At 58.2% G+C, this 22,894-nt stretch carries 13 protein-coding genes; 2 read left to right on the forward strand and 11 right to left on the reverse strand.

The window, feature by feature from the left end; genetic code table 11:
* Position 1: 1 nt before the first annotated feature.
* From JAO77_RS04380 to JAO77_RS04420, 9 genes are all read right to left on the reverse strand, one after another.
* Entirely contained in the window at positions 2–1,240 is a 1,239-nt protein-coding gene (locus JAO77_RS04380) for a M16 family metallopeptidase (protein WP_198989076.1), read from the reverse strand.
* A 169-nt stretch (positions 1,241–1,409) separates the two neighbouring features.
* Positions 1,410–4,019 carry a M1 family aminopeptidase gene (locus JAO77_RS04385; protein ID WP_198989077.1) on the reverse strand — a complete coding sequence of 870 codons (2,610 nt, stop codon included), beginning with the start codon at positions 4,017–4,019 and terminating at the stop codon, positions 1,410–1,412.
* Positions 4,020–4,092: 73 nt separating this feature from the next.
* Complete coding sequence (locus JAO77_RS04390; RefSeq protein ID WP_198989078.1) at positions 4,093–5,139, reverse strand: glycosyltransferase family 9 protein; 1,047 nt, start codon at positions 5,137–5,139, stop codon at positions 4,093–4,095.
* Between the two features lie 51 nt (positions 5,140–5,190).
* Entirely contained in the window at positions 5,191–5,823 is a 633-nt protein-coding gene (locus tag JAO77_RS04395; RefSeq protein ID WP_198989079.1) for a macro domain-containing protein, read from the reverse strand.
* Between the two features lie 101 nt (positions 5,824–5,924).
* Positions 5,925–6,863: a malate dehydrogenase gene (gene mdh / locus JAO77_RS04400; RefSeq protein ID WP_198989080.1), complete on the reverse strand. Its 939-nt coding sequence runs from the start codon at positions 6,861–6,863 to the stop codon at positions 5,925–5,927.
* Between the two features lie 269 nt (positions 6,864–7,132).
* Entirely contained in the window at positions 7,133–7,618 is a 486-nt protein-coding gene (locus tag JAO77_RS04405) for a hypothetical protein (protein ID WP_198989081.1), read from the reverse strand.
* Positions 7,619–7,737: 119 nt separating this feature from the next.
* A complete protein-coding gene (locus JAO77_RS04410; RefSeq protein WP_198989082.1) occupies positions 7,738–10,389 on the reverse strand; it encodes a TonB-dependent receptor in 2,652 nt (883 codons plus the stop codon).
* Between the two features lie 778 nt (positions 10,390–11,167).
* Entirely contained in the window at positions 11,168–12,187 is a 1,020-nt protein-coding gene (pseB, locus tag JAO77_RS04415; protein WP_198989083.1) for a UDP-N-acetylglucosamine 4,6-dehydratase (inverting), read from the reverse strand.
* A gap of 114 nt (positions 12,188–12,301) precedes the next feature.
* The gene (locus tag JAO77_RS04420; RefSeq protein WP_213019313.1) at positions 12,302–13,624 is read right to left on the reverse strand and encodes a glycosyltransferase family 4 protein; all 1,323 of its coding nucleotides are present in this window, start codon (positions 13,622–13,624) and stop codon (positions 12,302–12,304) included.
* Between the two features lie 158 nt (positions 13,625–13,782).
* Between JAO77_RS04420 and ffh the strand changes: the two genes are divergently transcribed.
* Entirely contained in the window at positions 13,783–15,153 is a 1,371-nt protein-coding gene (ffh, locus tag JAO77_RS04425; RefSeq protein WP_198989084.1) for a signal recognition particle protein, read from the forward strand.
* Between the two features lie 266 nt (positions 15,154–15,419).
* Positions 15,420–17,771 (forward strand): polyphosphate kinase 1, encoded by a 2,352-nt coding sequence (gene ppk1 / locus JAO77_RS04430; protein ID WP_235998206.1) that lies wholly within the window; start codon positions 15,420–15,422, stop codon positions 17,769–17,771.
* Between the two features lie 71 nt (positions 17,772–17,842).
* On the opposite strand, the gene JAO77_RS04435 is transcribed toward ppk1, so the two are convergent.
* Positions 17,843–18,820, reverse strand: a complete 978-nt coding sequence (locus JAO77_RS04435; RefSeq protein ID WP_198989085.1) for a Ppx/GppA phosphatase family protein — start codon at positions 18,818–18,820, stop codon at positions 17,843–17,845.
* Between the two features lie 229 nt (positions 18,821–19,049).
* Positions 19,050–22,784: a BamA/TamA family outer membrane protein gene (locus JAO77_RS04440; RefSeq protein WP_198989086.1), complete on the reverse strand. Its 3,735-nt coding sequence runs from the start codon at positions 22,782–22,784 to the stop codon at positions 19,050–19,052.
* Positions 22,785–22,894: the final 110 nt, after the last annotated feature.

Here is a 22,894-nt window from a genome sequence, read left to right on the forward strand (position 1 = left end):
GCTACTTCCCTTCTGGCACGTATTGCAGCAGGCTCAAATTGGGCTCGGCTAGCACTTCGTTGGCTAGCTCGCGCAACTCGGCAGCCGTGATGCGCTCGATGCGGCCGAAGATTTCGCTCAGCGGCTCTACGCGGCCTATGTCGAGCGTGCTCTTGCCGAGCAGCTGCATCAGACCCGAATTACTTTCCTCGCTCATGGCGAGCTGGCCCATGAGCTGGTTTTTGGCCACGTGCAGCTGGCTAGTGGTCAGCTCTTTCTCGCGTAGCAGCTTTAGCTCCTTCTGCACCAAGCCCAGCGTGCGGTTGAGCTGTTTGCCTTCAGTGCCGAAGTAAACGCCAAACAGCCCCGTGTCGGTGTAGGCCGAGTAGCTGCTGTCGATGGTATACACGAGGCCATATTTTTCGCGCACCGCCAAGTTGAGGCGCGAATTCATACCCGGCCCACCTAGGATGTTGTTGAGCATGAAAAACGGAACGCGCCGCCGGTCGGTGAGCGGGTAGGCCGGGCCGCCCAGCAAGCAGTGCGCCTGCGTGATGGGCCGCGACTCGACCTTGCTCTGGCGCTCGTAGTTGCCGAAGGGCAGGCGCGGGCGTGGGCCCAGCCGGGCTGGCAGCGGGGCCAGCAGCTTATCAGCCAAGCGCTTTACTTCTTTGAACGGGAGATTGCTCACCGAGCTGAAAATCAGCCGGTCGGTGCGCACGTTCTCGTTGTAAAACGCGTGAAAGTCCTCGCTTTGGAAGCTGCTCACGCTCTCGCGGGTACCTAGGATATTGACGCCCAGCGGGTGGCGCCCAAACACCACCGTGTCGAAGTCGTCGATAATGGCATCTTCCGGTGCGTCCTGGTACATGCTCATTTCTTCCAAAATCACGCCGCGCTCTTTCTCCAATTCGCGGCCGGGAAATACGGAGTTAAACGTGAGGTCGGTGAGCAACTCAAACGCCCGCTCGAAGTGCGTGCTCAGGAGCGTGGCGTAGAAGCAGATTTTCTCCTTAGTAGTATAAGCGTTTAGCTCGCCGCCCACGGTTTCGAGGCGGTTGAGGATGTGAAATGACTTGCGCTTGTGCGTGCCCTTAAAGGCCATGTGCTCCCAGAAGTGCGCCAGCCCCTGCTGGTGGTCTTTCTCATCGCGCGAGCCAATATCAAGCAAAAAGCCGCAGTGCGCGATTTTGGTATGTAATACCTGTTTGTGCAGCAAGCGAATACCATTAGGGTATTCGTGAATTTCGTAGTCTAACATTAATGCTATAAGCAAAATAAAGCAGCAAAGTTCGGTGCTGTAACGCGGACTCTAGGAGTATTTACGAGAAGTGTCTTTCTCGCCCATCATGCTGACGCAGGAGGCATCTCGTAACGTAAGATTCTAACCTGATAAGGTGTTCCTACGCCAGCATGACAAGAGTGTGGTGCTACAGCTTTTGCGCCCTAAATAAGTCGTCGGCCGCTTGCAGCAGCTTCAAGCGCAGCTGCGGATTGTAGCTGGTGGCCGGGTGGGCCGCTAGGAAGCTTTCTACCGTACGGGCCGCCGTGGCCGAGCGGTAGCTACCTAAGGTAGCCTGCAGCCACGAAGCCGGGAAAAAGATGTCGCCCGTGGCTTGAATCTCGGCTAGCAGGTCGAGGCTGGCCGGGAGGTATTTCTCCGACGTGGCTTGGCGTAGCGGGTGGTGCAGGTACCCTAGGGCGGCCGTTACCCAAGCTTCTTTTTCGCGGTTTTTCTCGTCTTTGAGCGAGGCAAAAAACTGGTCACGCACGGCCACCTCGGGCGAGAGCGCGGGCATCATAAACTCTAGGCGCTGGCGGCGGTCTACGTTTTTAATGCGCGCTAATTGCTGCGATAGAATGGGTTGCGAAGCGGCATAGTCGCGCACGGCCAGCGCCAGGGCCAGACTGGTGTAGTCGTCCTCGGTCAGCTTTACTTGCGCGGGCGCCTTCTGCGCTTGCCAGATTTGGTAGAGGTGCGCTTTGGCAGCCGGGGTCAGGGCAATGCTTTGATAAGCTTTGAAATACAGCTTCTGCTCGCCCGGCAACTTTTGGGCGAGCATGGCCTGCCAAAGCGCTTTCTCTAGCGCGGGCGCCAGGTCAGTGCGCTCAGCCGGCGACAAGAACTTCCAGAAAATATCGCTCAGCTGGCCGGTAAGCAGCTTAATATTGAGGTCGTTCGTTTCGTGTGCAAGCTGACCTAGGTAACGGTCGAGCAGCGGGCGCGGCGCTAGACCTCGACCGCTCAGCATATTCTCGTAAAGCGCGATGTACGTGCTGGCCCGGGCTACCGGGTCGGCCAGCATGGCTAGGTTATCGGCTACTTGCGGCGCTACCGGAAACACACCGTAGCCTAGGCCCTTGGGGTTAAATAGGACGTACTTCGGCGCTGCGCTTTGGGCGGGCAGTGGTACGCTTACTTGGCGCTGGTCCATATTCACCGTCAGCTCAACGGGGCCGCTGGGGTACATGAGCGTCACCTCAAACTGCTGGGGCCACACCCGGTCGGAGCCATCTTCGGCGCGCTGGTTAATAATGAGTTGCTTGGGCTGGCCGGTAGCTGGTTGCAGCTGGTAGTTGAATAGTGGCCGGCCGGGCTGATTCACCCATACCTGGTTCCAAGCTTGTAGGTCAGCGGGCGTGTGGGCATCCAGTATAGCGATGAGGTCGGGCCAGGTGGCATTGCCGTGAGCGTACTTTTTCAAGTACTCTTGCACGCCGGCCTGAAAGGGCTTTTCGCCCATCAGGCGCTCTAGCTGCCGCATCATGATGGGCGCCTTGTGGTAGATGATGTTGCCGTAGAGCGAACCCGCATCCTGCAAATTGGCCAGCGGCTGCCGAATGGGGTTAGCCCCAGCGGTGCGGTCTACGGCGTAGGCGGCGGGGTAGTGGTCGGTCACAAACTTGAGCAACTGCGCCGGGCCGGCCGCCGCTTCGGGGTTCATCTTGTCGGCCATGAAGTTGGCGAATACCTCCTTCATCCACACATCGTTGAACCACTGCATCGTCACGAGGTCACCAAACCACATGTGGGCCGTTTCGTGGCCAATGAGGTTTTGGCGCCCCAGCAGTTGGTCTTTGGTCGCGCCCTCATCCAGAAATAAGCTAGACGCCTTATAGTCAATATTTCCCACGTGCTCCATGCCGCCGTACTGAAAGTCGGGGATAGCCGTGAAATCGAACTTCTGAAAGGGATAAGGAATGCCCGTGTACTTCTCCAAAAAGCTGAGCGCCTCGCCGTGCAGCCGGAAAATAGCCGGCATACTGAGCCGAATCTTAGTCGAGTCCGTTTCGCGATGCAGGAAATTCATGGCCCGCCCGCCCACCTCGCGGTGCACCGGCGTAAACTTGCCAGCCGCAAACGAGAACAAGTAGGTGCTGATAGAATCGGATGGCGCGAAGTGATACACTTTAAACCCTGGCACGCGCCCGTCGAGCGTGGCGGCAGAAGAGTCGGCCAGCAATCCATTGGCTACGGCCTGCCACTGGCGGGGTACCTGAAGCGACAGGGTAAGGGTCGCCTTCAGATTGGGCTGGTCGAAAACCGGAAACACCGTGCGGGCGCGGTCGGGCACGAGCAGTGTGTAGAGGTAGTCGTCGCTGCGATTGAGCGATTGGTCGCCGGCCACAAACTCAATCTTCACCTCATTGCGCCCTACTACCAGCGACTGGGCTGGAAGTAATAGGTGCTCGTTGCGGTAGTCTATGGACACTGGGCGACCGTTCACCGTCACGCTACGCAGGTGGTCGGCCGGAGCTTTAAAATCGAGTTGGAGCGGCTGGCGGTTGTCTTTCAGATGGAAAGCCACTACTTCCGAGCCCGTAATAGGCGTTGCCTTTTGGGCAGGAATACGCAAGTCAAGGGTATAGGCCACCTGGCTCAGCAGCTGCTTGCGCGCCTCGGCCAGCGTTTGCGAAACACCCGTTTCGACGGCAAGGGCGGGGGCAGTAGTTGTGGGCGCAAGGGGGCGTTGGCAAGCGGCGGCGAGCAAACCCACCAGCAAACCAGCCGAGCCAGTGGTACGAAAGCGAAAAGTCATCAGGAAAGGCGAGGTAACCGCCAAAAGTAACCGGCCGCCGCAGCCCGGCCTAATCGACCTACCTAGGGCACGCTTAGCTAGTGAGCAGTTGCTGGCGCCACGCCTGCGCTTCGGCCAGCACGGCCAGCAGTTGCGCGGTGTCGATTTCGCGGGCGCAGCGGAAGTGCCCTAGGGGGCAGCGGGCGTGCCCGTGCAGCCCGCACGGCCGGCACGCCAGCGGCCCTAGGTGCTCGACCACGCGTGCAAACGAGCTAAGCGGCCCAAACCCAAACGCGGGCACTGTGGAGCAAAAAATGGCGCACACGGGCGCATCGACCGCCGAGCTCAGGTGCATGGGTGCCGAATCGTTGACGTAGTTGAGCACCGCGCCGCGCATGAGGGCCGCCGACGCCAGCAGCGACAGTTTCCCCGACAGGTTGACCAAACCCGGCCGGTCCGCCGCCTGGGCTAGCTGCTCGCACGCAGCAGTATCGGGCGGCCCGCCGAGTAGGTACACGGGTAAGTGCGCAGGCAAGGCCGCCAGCAATTCCAGCCATTTTTCCTGCGGGTACTGCTTGGTAAACCATACTGACGTAGGTGCTAAGCACAGGTAGTCGCCCACAGCGGCGTAGGGCGCCGCGGCAGCTTCGTCGGCAGGGGTGGGGTAGAGCGCTGGCCTCAGTTTAGGAGTGACAGTACTCAGCGAGGCATCAGTCAATAGCCCTAGGTTGCGCTGCACCTCGTGCGTGCCGTCGCCAATAACGTGCGGCACGCGCCGCGTAAAAAAGCGGCTGAACGGATTCTCGGCAAACCCAACTCGCTCGGGCGCACCCGAAAACGCTGTGAGAAATCCTGTGCTGGCGAAGCGCTGCATCGTGACCACGCGCGCATACCGTGTCTGCCGAATCTGCTGGAGCAACCGCAGCAGGTTGGGATACTTCCGGTGCTTTTTATCCCATACCAATACCTGCCGCACGTGCGGGTGGCCGGCTAGTAGGCCTTCATTGCCACGCCGCACCAGCACGTCTATCGGAGTGGCCGGGGCCATGCGGTGCAAGTGCTCGACCAGCGCCGTGGCCAAGATAACGTCGCCAATAAAGGCCGTTTGGATAAGAAGCGTAGCGTGAGGAGAAGCAGGCATGGGCAGGCTTCAAAGGTAGCCTAGGCGCCAGAAAACGAAAGGTGACCTAGGCTACGGAATATCGTATTTGATGTCCGAGTGGTTGTGCGTGTAGAAGTAGGCGTAATTGGCGCACATCTGTTCCCATCCTTTTTCGGTCGCGTACTGCTCGTGCATCACATCCTCCCAGGCCAAACGCATTTGGCGGGCGCACACCAGCGGCCGAACTTGCCCAATGCCTGTGCCTAGGCCCGAGATTGCTACGCTCTTTACGCGCTCGCTAACGCGCTCACCAGTAGCTAGTTTTCCGTGGCGGAGTAGTGCCAGAATGGCTTTCATGGCCTGGTACACATTCGGCCCACGCGTGATGGTCATGGGCGTGCGCATGGTGGGCGCCGCAATCAGATAGGGGAAAAGCGCACTGCCCGTGGGCAGAATTTCGGCCTGGCCGACTAGCAGTTCTCCGTAATACTTTTCGCGAATGAGGCGCTGTAACTCTTTCTCTAAATGCCACCCTAGGTGTTTAGAAATAGCGAAGTCGAGTCCGCCATTCATGTAGCCAAAGCTGTTGGCTGGGCTGACTAAAGCGTCGGCCGGGTGGTCAAAAATGGAGCCGTGACGAACGGTAACCTGCGCCACATCGGCAAATACGGTTGACCAAGCGTCTGTTACTTCTTGGTTGGTGTCAACAAGGATTACGTGCATGCAATAAATTGAGCACGCAAGGTACTAGCTACTAGTCATCTCAACTAAAAAGCCGCCCCACTGACAGTGGGGCGGCTCAAAAAGTACTTCAAACTAGACACCTAGGCCTGCTGGCCCATCTTGTCGAGCGCGTCCATTACTTCTTTCACGTGGCCACGCGAGGTTTCGAGCAGCGCCTTCTCCTCGTCGTTGAGCTGCAATTCAATTACGCGCTCCACCCCATTCTTGCCCAGGATAACCGGGGCACCTAGGTACACGCCATTGATGCCGTACTCGCCCTGCAGCTCTAGGCACACCGGGAACACGCGGCGCTGGTCGCGCACAATGGCTTCTACCATTTGGGCGGCGGCCGCGCCGGGCGCGTACCAAGCCGAAGTGCCCATGAGCTTTACTAGCTCGCCGCCGCCTACGGCGGTGCGCTGCACGATGGCATCTAGCTCCGCTTTACCAATAAGTTCAGTGACGGGGATGCCGCCCACGGTGGTGTAGCGGGGGAGGGGCACCATGGTGTCGCCGTGGCCACCCATGAGGACCGCCTGAATGTCTTTGGGGCTCACGTTCAGGGCCTCGGCCAGGAAAGCGCGGTAGCGAGCCGTGTCCAGGATGCCGGCCATGCCAAACACCTTTTCGCGGGGCAGCTTGGCGGTGAGGTGCGCCTGGTAGGTCATCACGTCGAGCGGGTTGCTCACCACGATAATGATGGCATTGGGCGAGTGCGCCACTACCTGCTCGGTTACCGACTTCACGATGCCGGCGTTGGTAGCGATAAGGTCGTCGCGGCTCATGCCAGGCTTGCGGGGCAGGCCTGAGGTAATTACTACTACTTCCGAGCCGGCCGTGCGGCTGTAGTCGTTGGTGACGCCCACCGTGCGCGAGTCGTAACCGATGATGGGCGCTTTCTGCCAGATATCGAGCGCTTTGCCTTCGGCAATACCTTCCTTGATATCAACCAGTACTATTTCGTTGGCAATTTCACGGGTAGCAAGTACATCGGCGCAGGTAGCGCCCACATTGCCAGCCCCAACTACGGTGACTTTCATGGGTAAACGGTGAGGGTGGGAAACAACGATGCCAGCACATCTGGCGCGGTAAAAGTACACCTAAAACCCAGGCAGGCACTAGCAGCCTAGATAAGCTGGCGAGCGGGCACGCCGCTCAGCTAGTTGGCTACCGCAGAATCCTCTAGGTGATGGCGGGGCGGCTAGCACGCGCTAACACAAAAGCAGCTGACAGAGCGGCGATTAGTGCCACTCTATCAACTGCTTTTGTGTTCAGGCATTGCGCCTAGCCTACTTGGTAGGCACTAGCTTTATTGCTCGATAATAGTTCGCGATGATACTTGGGGCATGGCGTTGCCACTATCGCCCGAGGTAGTGCGGCGTAGCACCAGCACGAAGGGAAAGGTAGTGCGCTTGGTCGAGTAGCCTTCTTTCTGAAGAAAGATGGTTACCGTGTACCCGTCGCCCACTAGTCGTTCCCCCTCACATTGCACGCAGTTAACGGGTTCGGCCTTAAGCTTAAATTCCCGCTTTAAGTCGGCCCGTACTTGGTTGATGCACGACCGGTGCGTGGTTTTGTACACGAGGTCGTAGTAAGACTGCTGATTGCTGCGGCGCAGCCCTACCCAGGCTTCGGCGTGGTCTTCGGGCGTTTCGGCTTCGCCCTGGGTGCGGTAAGTCCAGTATGGGTTGGGGCCGGGGTGCCGCAGCCATTCGCTGGGCTCCATAAGCTCCGCTACGCTGTCGGGCGCGATGCGGCCCGCCGCAATGCCCCGCGCCAGGAGGTCAAGTGGCAAACACTGTGCACGTACTGGCTGGCTGCCTACCCAGCTAAGTGCGACCAAAAACAATGCAGGCAACCAGCGACAGAACGACATATTAAATGGAATATAAAAAGAGCGGAAGGGTAGGGTAGTTACTTCACAGATACGCGCAGGCCGGCATACACTAGCCGCCCAATCTGGGGGCCGCCGTATAGCTGCACGTTGTTGGTGTTAAATAGATTGGAGCCACCAAGCTCAAACGTGGTTTTGAGCTTGGGCACCGCGTAGTGTACCTGCGCATCGAAGCTTTGGTAGGTAGCTAGGTTGCCATCGGCGAAGGTGGAGTAGTAGCGGTGTCCCTCGGCCCAGTGGTAGTTCAGGCTATAGCCTAGCTGGCGGGTAAGCGCGCCGTTGGCTCCGACGTTGAATTTGTGCTTGGGCGTGTTGTAGAACGGTACTTCGCTCTCCGAATTGAGTAGCACGTTCAGCGCGTAGTTACCAGTCAGGTTTAAGGCGCGATTCACATTATACGTAACGCTAGCTAGTGCGCCCTGGCTGCGTACCAGGAGGTCGAGGTTGCCCGATACCACCAGCACGCGCGTTGGCTGTTGCGGGTCCTGGAAGCCAGTTTGGGCGGCGCCTGCTACCTGTGCAAACGTAGGACGGCTGCCATCGGTGTTGCCGATTAGTGGCTGGCTGCCCACCACGAAGTTGCGGTAATAGCTGCGGTAATAGCTTAGGTCTAGTACCAGCTTTTCGCCAGCCAGCGCCTTATATCCTACTTCAAATGAATTGGCTTCCTCCAGCTTTAGGGGCGCGATAGTAACGGCGTACTTCGCCAATTCAGCGGGTGGGTTAGCGCTGGTGAACACCTGGCCTAGGTTGGCACCTAGCGCCGTGCTGTAGCCTTGGTAGCCTGCCCCTACGTTGCCCTTCGACACGGCCGCGCCTAGGTCGATATTTACGTACTGGTCGTACTGGGTTGGCGACCGGAAGGCGCGGCTGTACGACGCCCGGAAGTTGTGCTGCTTGTCGTTGCCGAGCGAGTACACCACCGAGGCACGGGGCGAAAAGGCTTGGCCAAAGTTCTTAAACTCATCGAGGCGGCCAGCGGCAGCTAGCTTCAGGCGGTCGTTCAGCAGGGTTTTGGTAGCTTGAGCGTAGCCACCATATTCGTAGTTGTGTGTGCCTTTGCCGTCGTTAATTTCGAATAGGCGGCCGCTATCATCAAGCCGATACTGGCGGTAGGCCCCACCCACGATGAGGTCCACAAAAGGCAGGCGGAAATTATACTGCGCGCTAATGTCATTGAGGCGCGAGCTGGCGCCAATGCGCGCCCCCTGGCCCGGGGTATCGTTGTTTTTTATGTTGGTACGTAGCGTGTTAAAAGTTTCGCTACCTGCTGCCAACTGCGCTGAGGCAGCGGCGGTCTGGGCCGCGGCTTGCGCCAAGGCCTCGTTGCCGCCATTGGTGTAGTAGGTTTGGTTGTAAGCCTGGGCGTAGCGGCCAAAATAGCCGGCTGCGTATGATACGCCCGTGGTCGGGTCCACGGCGCTCTGCATAAAGCCGCCTAGGTAGGCCAGGTTGTAGGTACCATTGCCAAAGTCTTGCGTCTGGTAGGCCCGCACAAACCAGCGGTCGCCTTCTAGCGCAAAGCGGTACTGGTTGGTAGCAAAGTTCTTAGCACGCAGGCGTACTGTGCTTTGCACCGTGTTGGTGCCCTGGGCGCGCTCAAACTGCACGGTGGCCTTCACCTTATCTGTCAACAGGTACGAAACCGAGGGTATCACGCGGTAGAGCGAGGCGCGGTCGTCGTTGGCAATCAGCTCGCGCTCCGTCCAGCCCGGCATAAAGACGGTTTTGCCCGTCAACGCGCCTGAGGTGAAGGTGTTACCTATATCGCCATAGCGGTTCACTGCGTCATAGCCTAGGCCCGAGCCAGCAGGGTTGTTCACCACCACCAGTCCCGAGGGCTTTTGGGCATCGTAGTTCTCGGCAATCCAGTCTTTCGCTGTCAGGTAGCTGCCCGTCAGCTTGATGGCCCAGCGGTTGCCTAAGCGCTGGGCGTAGCGGAACTGCCCGTCGAAGTAGTCGCGCTGGCCACCGCGCAAGCGCACATCAAGACCTTGGTCGGTGAATGCATCACGCGAGTTTAGCAGCACTACTCCGTTAAAGGCGTTGGCTCCATACAGTGCCGACGACGGGCCGTAGAGCACTTCCACGCTGGCCACGTCGATATCAGGCAAGCCCAGCGAGTTGCCCGAACCTGCGCTTAGGCTCGGCGACTGAATGTCCATGTAGTCAACCAGCTGAATCAGGCGTTCCGACGAGGCCGAGTTGAAGCCTCGCGTGCTGATGCTGTTGTTGAGCATGCTGTTCACATTCACGTCGATGCCTTTGTACTGTGTGAGGCTGTTCAGCAAGTCGGGCTGGGTCAACTGGCTAATCTGTGCCTGCGTCACTTTCTCCACAGTCACTGGCACGCGCAGAATGTTTTCCTCCTCGCGGGAGGCCGCTACGACCACCTGTTTGGCCGCTGCCCGGTCTGGTATTAGCGTGACCATCACCTGGTCGCTCCGGTTCTGAAGGGTTACTTGCTGCGTCTCATACCCTAGGTATGACACACTCAGTGTCAGTGGAAAAGTGAGACCCGCTGTCGATAAAATAAACTCGCCCGTGCTATTGGTGCTCGTGCCTACATAGGTGCCTTTTAGCAGTACCGTAGCGCCAGCTAGAGGCTCGTCACCTTCGGTTAGTACTTGCCCACTGACTTGTGTATTGATAAGTGCTTGGCTATGGGCCATCCAAGGCGCACTTGCTAAAAAAAACGGAATTATTAGGTGATAAGGGTGTTTCACAACGAGGTTAAATGCAGAAAATTATTGGAAGGAGAGAAGAGCGTACGTGTTCGTAGTAAGGTTATAATTATAGTATTATTTTTTGAAATATTTTAACTGCCATTTTTGAAAATTCGCATTGCATTATTTTGATTCATATCTCAAATAATAAAAGACTAATACAAGTATTATTGATGAGCTTTTATTCTGAGTTGCAAAGATATAATCAGCGCTGTTAGGCTGCATAATTCGTAGATTGTAAGAATGCGCGTAAGTTGAACTTTTCAAATTGTCGCAAACCTTTCCAATGGAAATGCCTTCCCGCAGAAGCACAATACAAATGCAACTAACACATTTAGTAAAAATGGCCGGTAAGTACGGTCAAAACCTCTTGCCCGGTTTGATAAGCACAAGTGACCAGCCGCTATCGAAGCGCAACAGTTGGAATATCCTCTGAGAAAGGATGTGCTTAATATTGAAATAAACTCAACCGGAGTGTCGAGTTGAGGGGGCCACGGATGTCGGAGCGTGGCAGTAAGTGCCTAGCCTTATGAGGTAAGTAGCTGGTGTGAGGCGCGCAAAAGTGCTACTTCCAAAAAAAAAGAGTAACCCACAAACTGGATTACTCTTTTTATAAAAAAATATTATTAACGCAGCGTTTGCGCGCCAGCAAGCAGAATAAACAGCTTTAGCTACAGGCTAGCTAAAGCGTTTTAGTCAAGAAGGACCGGGCTAAAGGGTAAAGCTATAAGCTGAACGAAGCATCGACGTGCAACCGGATTTCCTCCCGAATCTGCTCGGCCGACAGCCACTCCTCGTTATTAGCCGAGTCGTAGTGGAAGTTCTCTGGTACGCGCTTGCCATCAAAGTGCGTGATAAATTTCTCGACGTCCCACGGAGGCGTAGCGGGCAGAATGACGTAGTAGCGTGGTAGCTCGACGGTGCTCAACGCGTCGGTCTGAGTTATCATTTCCTCGTGCAGCTTCTCGCCGGGTCGGATGCCCACAATGCGCTGCTCGCAGTCGGGCCCGATGGCGCGGGCCACTTCCGTGATTTTGTAGGAGGGAATTTTAGGCACGAAAATCTCGCCGCCCCAGGCGTGCTCCAGCGCATATAATACTAGGTCAACACCCTCTTCGAGTGAGATGTTGAAGCGCGTCATGTCGGGGTGTGTGATGGGGAGCACGCCCGTGTGGCGCTGCTGCAAGAAGAACGGTACTACCGAGCCACGCGAGCCGATTACGTTGCCGTAGCGCACCACCGAGAGGCGCAAGTCGCGCGAGCCCTTCATGTTATTGGCCGCCACAAAAAGCTTGTCCGAGCACAACTTGGTAGCGCCGTAGAGGTTGATGGGCGCGGCGGCTTTGTCGGTGCTGAGGGCCACTACATCTTTTACGCCGCAGTCGAGGGCGGCGTTTATCACGTTTTCAGCGCCGAAAATATTGGTTTTGATGCACTCCATCGGGTTGTACTCGGCGGCGGGCACCTGCTTGAGTGCCGCGGCGTGCACGATGATGTCGACACCCTCACAGGCGCGTTGCAGGCGCTGGGCATCGCGCACGTCGCCGATGAAGAAGCGGATGGCCGGATACTTGCTGTGCGGAAACTCCTGGCTCATCTCATACTGTTTCAGCTCATCGCGCGAGAACACGATAACCCGCCGCACCTGCGGATATTGCTTGAAAACTGTGCGCACAAACTGCTTGCCGAAGGAGCCGGTGCCGCCCGTGATGAGCAGCGACTTGCCATTGAGGTCGAGAGCCATTGAAAAATCTAGTAGGAAACGACAAAAATACGTAGGGTGCGGGGCTTGCTCCCGCCGGGCACTAGTCGGCAGGAGCCAACGGCTCAGGTAACCGAGCACGCGCAAGCACGGACCCTAGGAGGCCGCCGCATGCGCCCGCACTAGCTCGGCTAGCTGCGCCGCCTGCCCTCGGCGCGAGTAGCGCATGGGCTTGGTGCTCCGCAGGTCGAGGTCGGGGCTTTGTTGCCACTGCTGCGCTAGGCGCTCTAGGGTACTCATCATCAACGGATAGTCATCGTAGGGAAGGGCCTGGCCAGCACCGGCTTCGCGTAGCACATTGTCGGCGTCGGAGCCAGCGGGTCCCACGCACAGCACAGGTTTGCAGGCGGCTAGGTATTCAAAGACCTTGCCCGGCAAGATGCCCCGGTTCAGAGCTACGTCGGGGATAGCCATGAGCAAGACGCTGCTGGTCATGAGATACGCTACCGACTGCTGGTGCGGCACAAACGGCAAAAACTCCGTCGCCTCACCTAGGCCAGCTGCGGCTACCTGCTCGCGTACACCAGCATCGACCTGCCCTACAAAGCGCAGCCGCCACGGCACCTGTGGGTAGCGCTGCTGGCACTCGGCAATAGCCTTAAGCAAATTGTCAATCCGATAGCGCGCCGAAATGGTGCCGGTGTGCGTGATGCGCAGGCAGTCGGTGGGCGGCGCCGAAGGTTGCTGAAAATCAGGCTCATCATAGCCGTTGGGTAGCACCACTATTTTTCCTTTGCCTAGGTCGGGCAGCTTGCGGCGAAATAGGCGCTCAGTCTCGGGGCTGGTCACGAGCACGGCATCGGCGCGGGTGAGCACTTGGCGCTCGTAGCGCGCATCGAGCCACGTGGCGGGTGGCGTGCGGTGTAAGTCTTTGGTATAGTAGATGTCGGTCCAAGGGTCGCGCAGGTCGGCGAGCCAGCGCAGGCCGTACTTCTTTTGGATTTCTAGGCCAATGAGTTGGGTGGAGTGGGGCGGTGAGGACGTGAGGACCGCGTCAAACTTCTCACCCGCGGCCAGCAGCTTATCCACGGCGGCCAGTGCGTATCGGTTCCAGCCCCGACGCGGGTCGGGCAGGAAGAAATTGCCCCGCACGAAGCGCATGGCTTGCTGCGTGAAGCTCGGCTTGCCCTCGTTGGCGAAGCCGCCGTGCGGCACGGCCCGCCCGGTCAGCTTTTGGTACGACTCAAATGGCTCTAGGGTGGGCGTGCGAATGACACGCACGCTCGGCGGCACCTCGTGCAGCAGGCTTTCGTCGCGTACGGGGTAGCTGGCCTGGTCGGGGTCGACGGTGATAACCGTGGGCGCTACGCCGAGCCCGGGCAGGTATTTTACCCACTTGAGGCAGCGCTGCACGCCGGCCCCGCCCGAAGGCGGCCAGTAATAGGTGAGCACGAGCAGGCGTAGGGGTGGGGCAGACATAACAACTTCTCAGTAAATTCAGGCGGCAAAACTACGCCTAGGCCACAGCCTCGCCAGTTGTACCTTTGAAATTCAAATAGGCCGTTTGGTGTTTACTCCCTTACCAGGCCTTGCGAAATAGTTGGGTAAGCCAGAAAGTTCGCCTTTAGCCGCACATTATGTTTGATAATCTCTCCTCTAAGCTCGACCGGGCTATCAAGACCCTCAAAGGGCAGGGCTCCATCTCCGAAATCAACGTTGCCGCCACCATCAAGGAAATTCGGCGGGCACTCGTTGATGCCGACGTTAACTACAAGGTTGCCAAGGAGGTAACCGACAAGATAAAAGAAGAGGCCATGGGCCGCGACGTGCTCACGACGGTGTCGCCGGGCCAACTCATGGTTAAAATCGTGTACGATGAGCTGACCCAGCTCATGGGCGGTGAGAAAAAGGATATTACCATCAAGGGCGACCCGGCCGTGGTGCTGCTTTCGGGCCTGCAAGGCTCGGGCAAAACGACTTTCGCCGGCAAGCTCGCCAGCTTCATCAAAAAGCAGAACCGCAATGTGCTGCTGGTGGCCTGCGACGTATACCGCCCGGCCGCTATCGACCAGTTGAAGGTCCTAGGTGAGCAAATTGGAGTGGAAGTGTACTCGGAGCCGGAAAACAAGAATCCGGTCGAGATTTCGCAGAAGGCCATCGCCTACGCCAAGCAGAACAATAAGAAAGTAGTCATCATCGACACCGCCGGTCGCCTGGCCGTGGACGAGCAAATGATGCGCGAAATCGAGGCGGTTAAAAAAGCCATCAACCCCAGCGAAACGCTGTTTGTGGTGGACTCGATGACCGGCCAAGACGCCGTGAATACCGCCAAAACCTTCAACGACCGCCTCAACTTCGATGGCGTGGTGCTCACCAAGCTCGACGGCGACAGCCGCGGCGGGGCGGCCCTCTCGATTCGGGCCGTGGTGGAGAAGCCCATCAAGTTTATCTCGACGGGCGAGAAAATGGAGGCGCTTGACCTCTTCTACCCCGACCGTATGGCCCAGCGTATCCTGGGCATGGGCGACGTAATCTCACTGGTAGAACGGGCGCAGCAGCAGTTCGACGAAGACGAGGCCAAGCGCATCAACGCTAAGATTCGCAAAAACCAGTTTGACTTCAACGACTTCCTAGGTCAGCTGGAGCAAATTAAAAAGATGGGTAACCTGAAGGACCTGGTGGGTATGATACCCGGTGCCTCGAAGATGATGAAGGATGTTGAAATCGACGACGACGCCTTCAAGCCTGTGGAGTCTATCATCAAGAGCATGACCAAGCAGGAGCGCGCCCAGCCTGACCTCATCAACGGTTCGCGCCGCCGCCGCCTCGCGGCTGGTTCGGGAACTGATATTCAGCAGGTAAACGCCCTGATGAAGCAGTTTGAGGACATGCGTAAGATGATGCGCACCATGAACAAGATGAGCCAGACTAAAGGCGGCATGGCCCAAATGGCCAAAATGATGGGCGGCATGAAAGGTGGCGGTATGCCCGGCATGGGCCGCCGCTAGTAGCTCGCACCAGACCTAGCGACACAGAACCCAGAAGATGCAACGGAACCCCGGCCTCTAATAAGGCCGGGGTTCTTGCGTTCTCAGCGTGATAGTTACCGTATATAGGTAGCAGAAATACGCGTTGTTTTAACCTGCGGCGTGTTATTCTTTTGCCACGCACAGGCTACCGACAGGCCCTAGGTCGTTATTTTGCCTATCTGCGCCAGTCAGCCCGCCGCCGGCGGGCGTATCCGTTAAATCTGACAAATCCGTTATAATCTGCGATGAAGCTATTCAAGTCTGCCGACCTTATCCGCAAAAGCAAGTATATCAGCCGCGACCTGAGTTGGCTGCGCTTTAATTACCGGGTGCTCGACCAGGCTAAGGACCCGAGTCGCTCGCTGTTTGACAAGCTACGGTTTCTGAGCATCACAAGCTCGAACCTCGACGAGTTCTTTATGATTCGGGTGGGCTCGCTTTATAATTACCTTGACTATGGCAAGGAGCGCGTCGACTACTCGGGACTGCGCGAGCTGCCGTTTCGGCGCAAGCTGCTCGACTTTGCGCACCGCTTCGTCAACGACCAATCGCTGACGTACTTAAACGAGCTAAAGCCGCAGTTTGAGAAGCAGGGCTTTAGTATCCGCAAGATGGAGGAGCTGACGGAGGTGGAGCTGAAAAAGGTGGAAGGCTACTTCAAAAACACCGTGTTTCCGCTACTTACACCGATGGTGTACGACTCCTACCACGGCTTCCCGCTCATCATGAACCAGGTCCTGACCTTTGGGGTGGTGACGCGGGGCCTGAGCACGGCCGAAGTAGGCAGCATGGCACCCGCCTCGATGCCCGACGTGGAGAAGGGTCAGGAGCGCCTCACCTTCGTGCAGATTCCGCAGAACCTGACGCGCTTCTTTGAAATCACGCGCAAGGACCGGGCGGTGTTCGTGCCGATTGAGGAAATCGTGCGCGTGAACCTGCCCAAGCTGTTCCGCAATGTGGAGATAGTATCGGCTGATTTGCTGCGCATTACGCGCAACGGCGACTTTACGTTGGAAGAGTCAGAAGACATTGACACTGACTTTATCAAGGAGATTCAGCTAGGGCTTAAAACCCGTAAGCGCGGCCGCGTAGTGCGCGTAGAGGTCGAGCCCGATGCCTCGTCGTACTTGATGAATATCCTGCGCGAGCGTTGGAACATTGACAACGGCAACATCTTCGTGATTCCGGGGCTGCTTGACTTAAAAGGGCTTAACCAGATTCTGCGGTACCCGAGCTTCCGGGGCAAGGGAGCCAAGCAGCCTGCTCCGGTGGCCCCGCTAAGCCTGCCCGACGGCGCCGAGGACAACATGTTTGAGTACCTCAAGCACCACGATGTGCTGCTGCACCACCCCTACAACAGCATTGAGCCGGTGGTGCGGCTGCTGGAGCGCGCCGCCGAAGACCCGCAGGTCCTAGGTATCAAGCAGACCATCTACCGCTTGGCGGAGGACTCGCGTGTATCGGCTGCGCTGCTCAAGGCCGCCGAGAACGGCAAGCACGTGTCGGTGCTGTTTGAGGTGAAGGCGCGCTTCGATGAGGAGCGCAACATTCGGGAAGGCGCGCGGCTTGAAAAGGCCGGCTGCTTCGTCATCTACGGCGTGGGTAAGTATAAGACCCACACCAAGATGCTGATGATTATCCGTAAGGAAGGGGAGAAGGTAACGCGCTACGTGCATATTGGCTCGGGCAACTACAACGAGCAAACCTCGCGCCTGTACACCGACCTCAGTATGCTGACGACCAACGACACGTATGGCCACGACGTGTCGGAATTCTTCAATGTAATCACGGGCCACTCGCAGCCCGACGACTACGAGTATCTCATCACGGCGCCCAAGGATATGCGCCAGCAGCTCATTCACCTGATACGGGAAGAAGCTAAAAACGCCAAAAAAGGCCTGCCCAGCGGCATCGTGATGAAGATGAACTCGCTGGAAGACCGCGAGCTGATTGACGAATTTTACAAAGCCAGCAAGGCCGGTGTGCCCATTCGCTTTATCGTGCGGGGCATCTGTTGCTTGCGGCCAGGCCGGCCGGGGCTGAGCGAAAACATCGAGGTGCGCAGCATCGTGGGCGAGTACTTAGAGCACGCCCGCTTGTTTTACTTCCACCATAATGGCGAGGCGCGCCTCTACGCTGGCTCGGCCGATGCCATGGTACGCTCGTTCGACCGGCGCATTGAGGCGCTATTTCTGATTGCCAACCCGCAGCTGCGGCGCGAGGCCATTGCCATTTTGCAGCTCAACCTGCTGGATAATCAGAATAGCTACCTCATGCGCGAAGACGGGGCTTACGTGCGCCAGCAGCCCGCTGCTGGCGAGGCCGCCGTGAACATCCACCGAGATTTTTACCGCCGCCCCGACGAAGAGCGCCTAGCTCAAGCTACGCCTGACGGCTTGCTGGCCCTGCTGCACGAGCAGGCCGCTCGCCGCCAGCGCCTGGCCGCCGCTACTGCTAATGCCGAAGCCGCCGCTGCCGTAGCCCCCGCCTTGGTAGAAGACGGTGCCGACAGCTTTGGCCAGGGCGACGCGCTACTGGAAACCGAAGTCGAAAACGAAGACGACATTGCCGCGACGGTAGTAGACGAAACCGCCTAATCACTGCTACCTAGGTACTGAAAAGGGGCGCTGACTTACTCAAGTCAGCGCCCCTTTTCAGTACCTAGGCCCTACACCAGCGGCCCGTTCTCTACATCGGCCACCGGCAAAATGCTGGGGTGCACAGTGGGGCTTATTTCGTCGAAGTACTGCTCGAACAAGGCCTGCAACATGCCATCCTTCAAGCCAATGTCGGGTACTATCATGCTGCTGACGCCGGCCCAGTCCATGGCCGAAAGGTAGATGTGGCCGGCGGGTACTATCACATCGGCACGGTCGGGGTTGAGCATAGCCACGTTTACGCGCTCGTCCATGGTCAGCTTGCCTAGGCGCTCCAAGATGGCCTGCACGCTACGTTTGGTCACGGGCTTGTTGGGCGCGGCCGGCGACATGCTGTAAATTTTATTGATGTTGCCACCCGTGCCAATGGCCCGCGTAACGTGGTAGCGGCGGGCATTTTCGCGCACCCAGGCTTCCATGCGCTGCCACAGGCCGTTCATCTGCTCCACGGTGCGGCCGCTTTCTTCCTGCTGCATGCGGCGGATAGAGCCGATTTCGAACGACTGCGCGGCCACCTTACGGCGGTCGTGGTAGATGTTGAACTCGGTGCTGCCGCCGCCCACGTCGATGTGCAGGTAGTGGCGGTTGTCTTCGAGTAGATGCTCGATTACGCGGTTGATGTACTCGGCTTCGGCCTGGCCATCAATCACTTGTATGTCAAGGCCAAGCTCTTGGCGCACGCGCTCGGCTACGGCCGCGCCGTTGGCGGCAGTGCGCATGGCCGATGTGGCGCAAATGAGGTGGTGCGACACTTCGTGCACTTCCATCAATAGCTTGAGCGAGTGCAGGAACTTGACGAATTTATCGGCTTTGCGCGCCGGAATCTCGCCGGTGGCAAACACGTCTTCGCCGAGGCGCAGGGGGTAGCGCACATACTCGACGCGCTTGAGCCGGTAGCGGCCATTAAAAAAAAGCACTGCCGATATCTGGCAGCGCACGGCGTTGGAGCCGATATCGATGGCGGCTAATTTGGTAAGCTGATACTCCATAGACCGCAGGTTCAAACGGATTTTTAGGATTTCGCAGATAGACTTGCTGCGCAAGCTAGCTATGCGAAGGAATGACGATTAAGCTGCAAAGTTGGGGCGCGCAGGCCATTTGTGCTGCTTATGCTGCCTATAGTACAGCGCGCCCGCTTAAAAGTTGGCTTCGTAAGCACTCAGCCTGCGGCCGATAGGCTGAGTGCGAAATTCTAAAAATTCGTTTGAATCTGCGCTTCTATTTGTCAATGCGGAAGCCTAGGCCGAACTGAATCAGACTATTTTCTTCTGATAGCTGGTACGATACCGAGAAGGCAAGCGTCTCGACCACTGGCGCCAGGTAAAAGCCACCACCGTAGCCCCGGTGCCAGCCGCCCGGCGAGGCGCCCTGATAGTACACGCGGCCCTGGTCGTAGAAGCCAAACAGGCCGTAATAGAAGGGCAGGAAGTGGTTTTTGCTTTGACCTAGGGCGAAGCGTAGCTCGGTATTGTAGTACAAGCTGGCATCGCCGCTGAAGCGATTGCGGTAGTAGCCGCGCAGGTTTTCGGCCAGGCCCAGGCTAGTGAGCTTGTAGAACGGAATGTGGTCGGAATTGCCGTAGTTTTTGGCTGCGCCCCCACGCAGCGCCAGCGTAATTGGAATACCCAGTCGCGCAGTCCCTAGGTACTCGGCCGACCCTTGCGTGAGGCCATAAAACTCTTGGTAGCCCGTTAGCTGGCGGTACGAGTCGTGGCGCACTACTAGGCGCACGCCGCGCTGGGCAAATACCCGACGGTTGCGCAAGTCAAGGTCCAGCAGTGCATTCAGGCCGACTAGGCGCTGAAAGTCAGCGTTGGGGCGGGTATTATCCTGGCCAGGTAGCTGCTGGCGTAGGTCTTGGCCGAGCTGGCTGTTGTCGTCGTAGCTCGACGTGTAGTACTCATACGCTGGCCCAACGCGGAAAATGCTCCGTTGCCAAAACGTGCGCTCGGCAAACGCATTCACCGTGATGCCTTTGTAGCGGGCACGGTAAAATTTAGCGTCGTATAAATCCTGATTGATGGCTGTGTTATTGCCAATGCCAAAGAAGTTGTAGAAGGGGAAGTAGCTACCATAGTTTACGGCTCCGCCAATATCGACCTTGCCGATGGCGTGGCGGTGAGTTGTGCTGGCCGACAGCTGAAACTGGCCGCCCGTGGAGGTTTGCAGCGCAAAATCGTAGCGGTGGCTGTAGTCGGGCTTGCGGAAGCCCTGGCGCACAAAGCCCAGGCCCAGCGACAAGCCTATACCGTCATTGCGGTTGTAAAACAGACCTAGGCGGGGAGCGTAGCTATTAAATTCGAACGCCTCGCGGTCGTAGAGATTAATGGTGCGGCTAGTGCTGCGGTGGTCGTCGGTTTCGGGGCCGCGGTTGAGGTCGGTGCCGGGCGTATCGTACACCTTGGTGAGGCGGCGCAGGCCGCTGGCGCGGCTGTCGTCGGCGATGTGGTCCTTGCCCGCGCCCCCGATGATGCGCACCACTATGCTGCGTCGCCCGCCCTGGCCCGTTATCTGAAAACTATCCTGTCCATCGAGGCCATAAAGGCAGATTTCCTTGGTTTCCTGGGGCTCAAACGTACGGTCAAACAGCGCCGGGCCGTTGGGCTCCTGGGTGTCGCCCCGGCGGCCGAACTCCTGCACGCGCACCCGGCCACCAGCCAGGCGCTCTACTTTGAAAATCTCGTTTTCATTGGAGCCCACTACGTCCACGCGCCGGGCTAGCAGCTGGTAGTAGCGGTCCACAGCGCGGGGTAGCGCCTGAATGCGGGCTTTGAGCTTGCGGTTGATATCTTGGGCCGACAGAGTTTGAATCTCGGCGGGTAGTGTGGCAGTGGCCTCGTCAATGACGGTGGGTGTGAGTTGCTGCTGCAAGTACGTAGCAGCCTGCTGCCAGTCTTGGCGGGTCAGGCTTTGCAGCAAGAACCGGTCGAGGTGGCGGGCAGGCCAGTTCAGGCTTTTCATGTCATGAAACTCAGCCTGAAAATCCTCGATGCTCGGCACTGCCCACTCGCGGTTGGCGAGGTAGGTCAGCAGCCCGTTCCAAAGCGTAAACGACTGGTCGCGGTCGCGCGGAATGGGCTTATAGATAGTGCCTTTGCCCTTGCCCTGGTCGTAGCCGGCCCACTTCCAGTTGTCTTCGTGCTTGCCAAAGTCGGCCACCAGCATGTCGAAAGCGCGGGCGCGGGCTAGGTTGGGCGCATCTACCCGGTTGTCGTGGTTTTTGTAGAGCTTGCGAAAAAGACTGTACGAGCGCATTACCTCATCGGCGTTGCCGAAGCCCGGCAGATTGGGCTTCGGGTCCTTAGGTCGGTCTTCGAGCGTGCCGAGCAGGCCAGCGTAGTCCTGGCGGTAGGGGCCCAGCTGGTCGTTGTCGGGCAGCCGAAACAGGCGCGGCCGGGCGTGCAAAATGTCTGTGTGGTCGAGCATAGCGCTAATGGGCAGCGCCGAATACGGATTGGCCGTGGCCGTAATATCCTTCAGAATGGGCGCCACAAACGAATTGCGCAACTCGGGCGGCAAAATGGTCGTCACGTCCTTGTCCACCGACCGAAACACGTATTCCGAGCTGTCGGCCGCGATAAGCTTGAGCGAAGTTGTTTGGCGCCCACCGCCCCGGCCAAAGGGGCGTAGGCCGCCTTTTTCGGTTCCTAGGTCGAGGGTGGGCACTCGCACTGGCTGCAGCCACGAGGTGCGGTAGAGCGGCCCGATGAAGAAGCGTTTACTGCCGCTGGCCTTGTATTCAGGTCCGGGCACTACCACCGTCGCGGCTGGCATGAGCACGTCGGGCCGGCGCTCGGCGGGCGTCTGGGCCGCGCCGGAGCAGTCCACGATAAACGAATTGACTGGAACACCCGAAGCCGTATCTGTGGCGCAAGGCGAGCGAAACAGCGTGCCGGCGTAGGCCTCTGTGGCCGGCTGGCTTTCGCTTTCGAAGGCGTAGAAATGGTTTTTTACCGTGCCATCGGCAAAGTATTCCAGCGTGGCGTAGCCCTCCTCCTTCTTATTATAAAGCGCTATATTGCTTACCCCCACGTGCTGGCTACTCGCAAAGCTGCCGGCTACTAGGTGGTAATTACCCTGCAAGGGCGTGAGCTGCAAGGAGAAATCGTGCGCGGCGGCGTACACCACACCGGGGTTGCTTTGCAGTGTGTTTAGCAGTTCTTTACGCAGGGCCTGGTAGCCGGGGCTGGCGAGGTCGCGGGGTGTGCCCACATTCTGGCGGTAGGCGGCGTAAATGGTACCTAGGACCGGCGGGCTGAGGTGGCGGCTCAGCGGCTCGTGGCCGCCGTACACGCCGTTGGTCACCACGGGGTGGTGGCCCACTAGCAGCAAATTTTTGCCCTTGGTATCGTCGATGAGGTCTTGCATCTGCTCCCGAAACTCCTCTTGGGTCAGCGTTTTGCAATCGGTGTCGGGTGCCTCGGGCCGGTCGTAGGGGTGCGTAAACCAGGGCGTATTCAGGGCCGCCAGCCGCACCAGCGGGGCCACGTCTACCACCTCGGGACCGGGGCAGCCGTTGGTGGGCAAAAAGGCATTCTGGCCCGGCAGCTGCTTTTCGATGTATTTCTCTAAGCGGCGCACCGCTTTCAGGCCGTCGCGGCCCGAGTTGGCCCAGTCTTTATCGCCGGGGAGAAAGTAGATTTTGCCTAGTGGCAAGTCTTTCACCAGTGCAATGAGGGCGTCGGCCCGGCTGCGTTCGGCCTGCGAGAGGGCGGTGTCCTTCTTGGCCGCCAGCCCTTCATTGGCCACAATGTCGCCTAGGTGCACTACCGTGAAGGGCGTGGTTTGGCGGGCTAGCGTTTGATGCAGCGCTTGCAGGCGGGCGGTGGGTAGCTCGCCTTGGGCCGTATTGCCGAGTAGAAATACGGTGTGGGCCGGCGGAGCAGTTTGAGCAGAAAGAGAGGTGGTTACCAGCCCTAGGGCAGCCAGTGTGGCAAGGAAAGGTAGCTGCATAGACAATCAATAGAACGGTCTTTTACGGAATTACACCAAAAAGTGTGTCTCAGCAGGGCCATTTAGTACGTAGGTAAAAGCTGGCCCATTTGCGCTGCACTTATCTTTGA

Source organism: Hymenobacter sp. BT559 (assembly GCF_016427535.1).
In the GTDB taxonomy this organism is placed as follows: domain Bacteria; phylum Bacteroidota; class Bacteroidia; order Cytophagales; family Hymenobacteraceae; genus Hymenobacter.

Coding starts and splice junctions, on each gene's coding strand:
- JAO77_RS04380 (WP_198989076.1), bottom strand. CDS start 1,240: ATGTTAGACTACGAAATTCACGAATACCCTAATGGTATTCGCTTGCTG.
- JAO77_RS04385 (WP_198989077.1), bottom strand. CDS start 4,019: ATGACTTTTCGCTTTCGTACCACTGGCTCGGCTGGTTTGCTGGTGGGT.
- JAO77_RS04390 (WP_198989078.1), bottom strand. CDS start 5,139: ATGCCTGCTTCTCCTCACGCTACGCTTCTTATCCAAACGGCCTTTATT.
- JAO77_RS04395 (WP_198989079.1), bottom strand. CDS start 5,823: ATGCACGTAATCCTTGTTGACACCAACCAAGAAGTAACAGACGCTTGG.
- mdh (WP_198989080.1), bottom strand. CDS start 6,863: ATGAAAGTCACCGTAGTTGGGGCTGGCAATGTGGGCGCTACCTGCGCC.
- JAO77_RS04410 (WP_198989082.1), bottom strand. CDS start 10,389: ATGGCCCATAGCCAAGCACTTATCAATACACAAGTCAGTGGGCAAGTA.
- pseB (WP_198989083.1), bottom strand. CDS start 12,187: ATGGCTCTCGACCTCAATGGCAAGTCGCTGCTCATCACGGGCGGCACC.
- JAO77_RS04420 (WP_213019313.1), bottom strand. CDS start 13,624: ATGTCTGCCCCACCCCTACGCCTGCTCGTGCTCACCTATTACTGGCCG.
- ffh (WP_198989084.1), top strand. CDS start 13,783: ATGTTTGATAATCTCTCCTCTAAGCTCGACCGGGCTATCAAGACCCTC.
- ppk1 (WP_235998206.1), top strand. CDS start 15,420: ATGAAGCTATTCAAGTCTGCCGACCTTATCCGCAAAAGCAAGTATATC.
- JAO77_RS04435 (WP_198989085.1), bottom strand. CDS start 18,820: ATGGAGTATCAGCTTACCAAATTAGCCGCCATCGATATCGGCTCCAAC.
- JAO77_RS04440 (WP_198989086.1), bottom strand. CDS start 22,784: ATGCAGCTACCTTTCCTTGCCACACTGGCTGCCCTAGGGCTGGTAACC.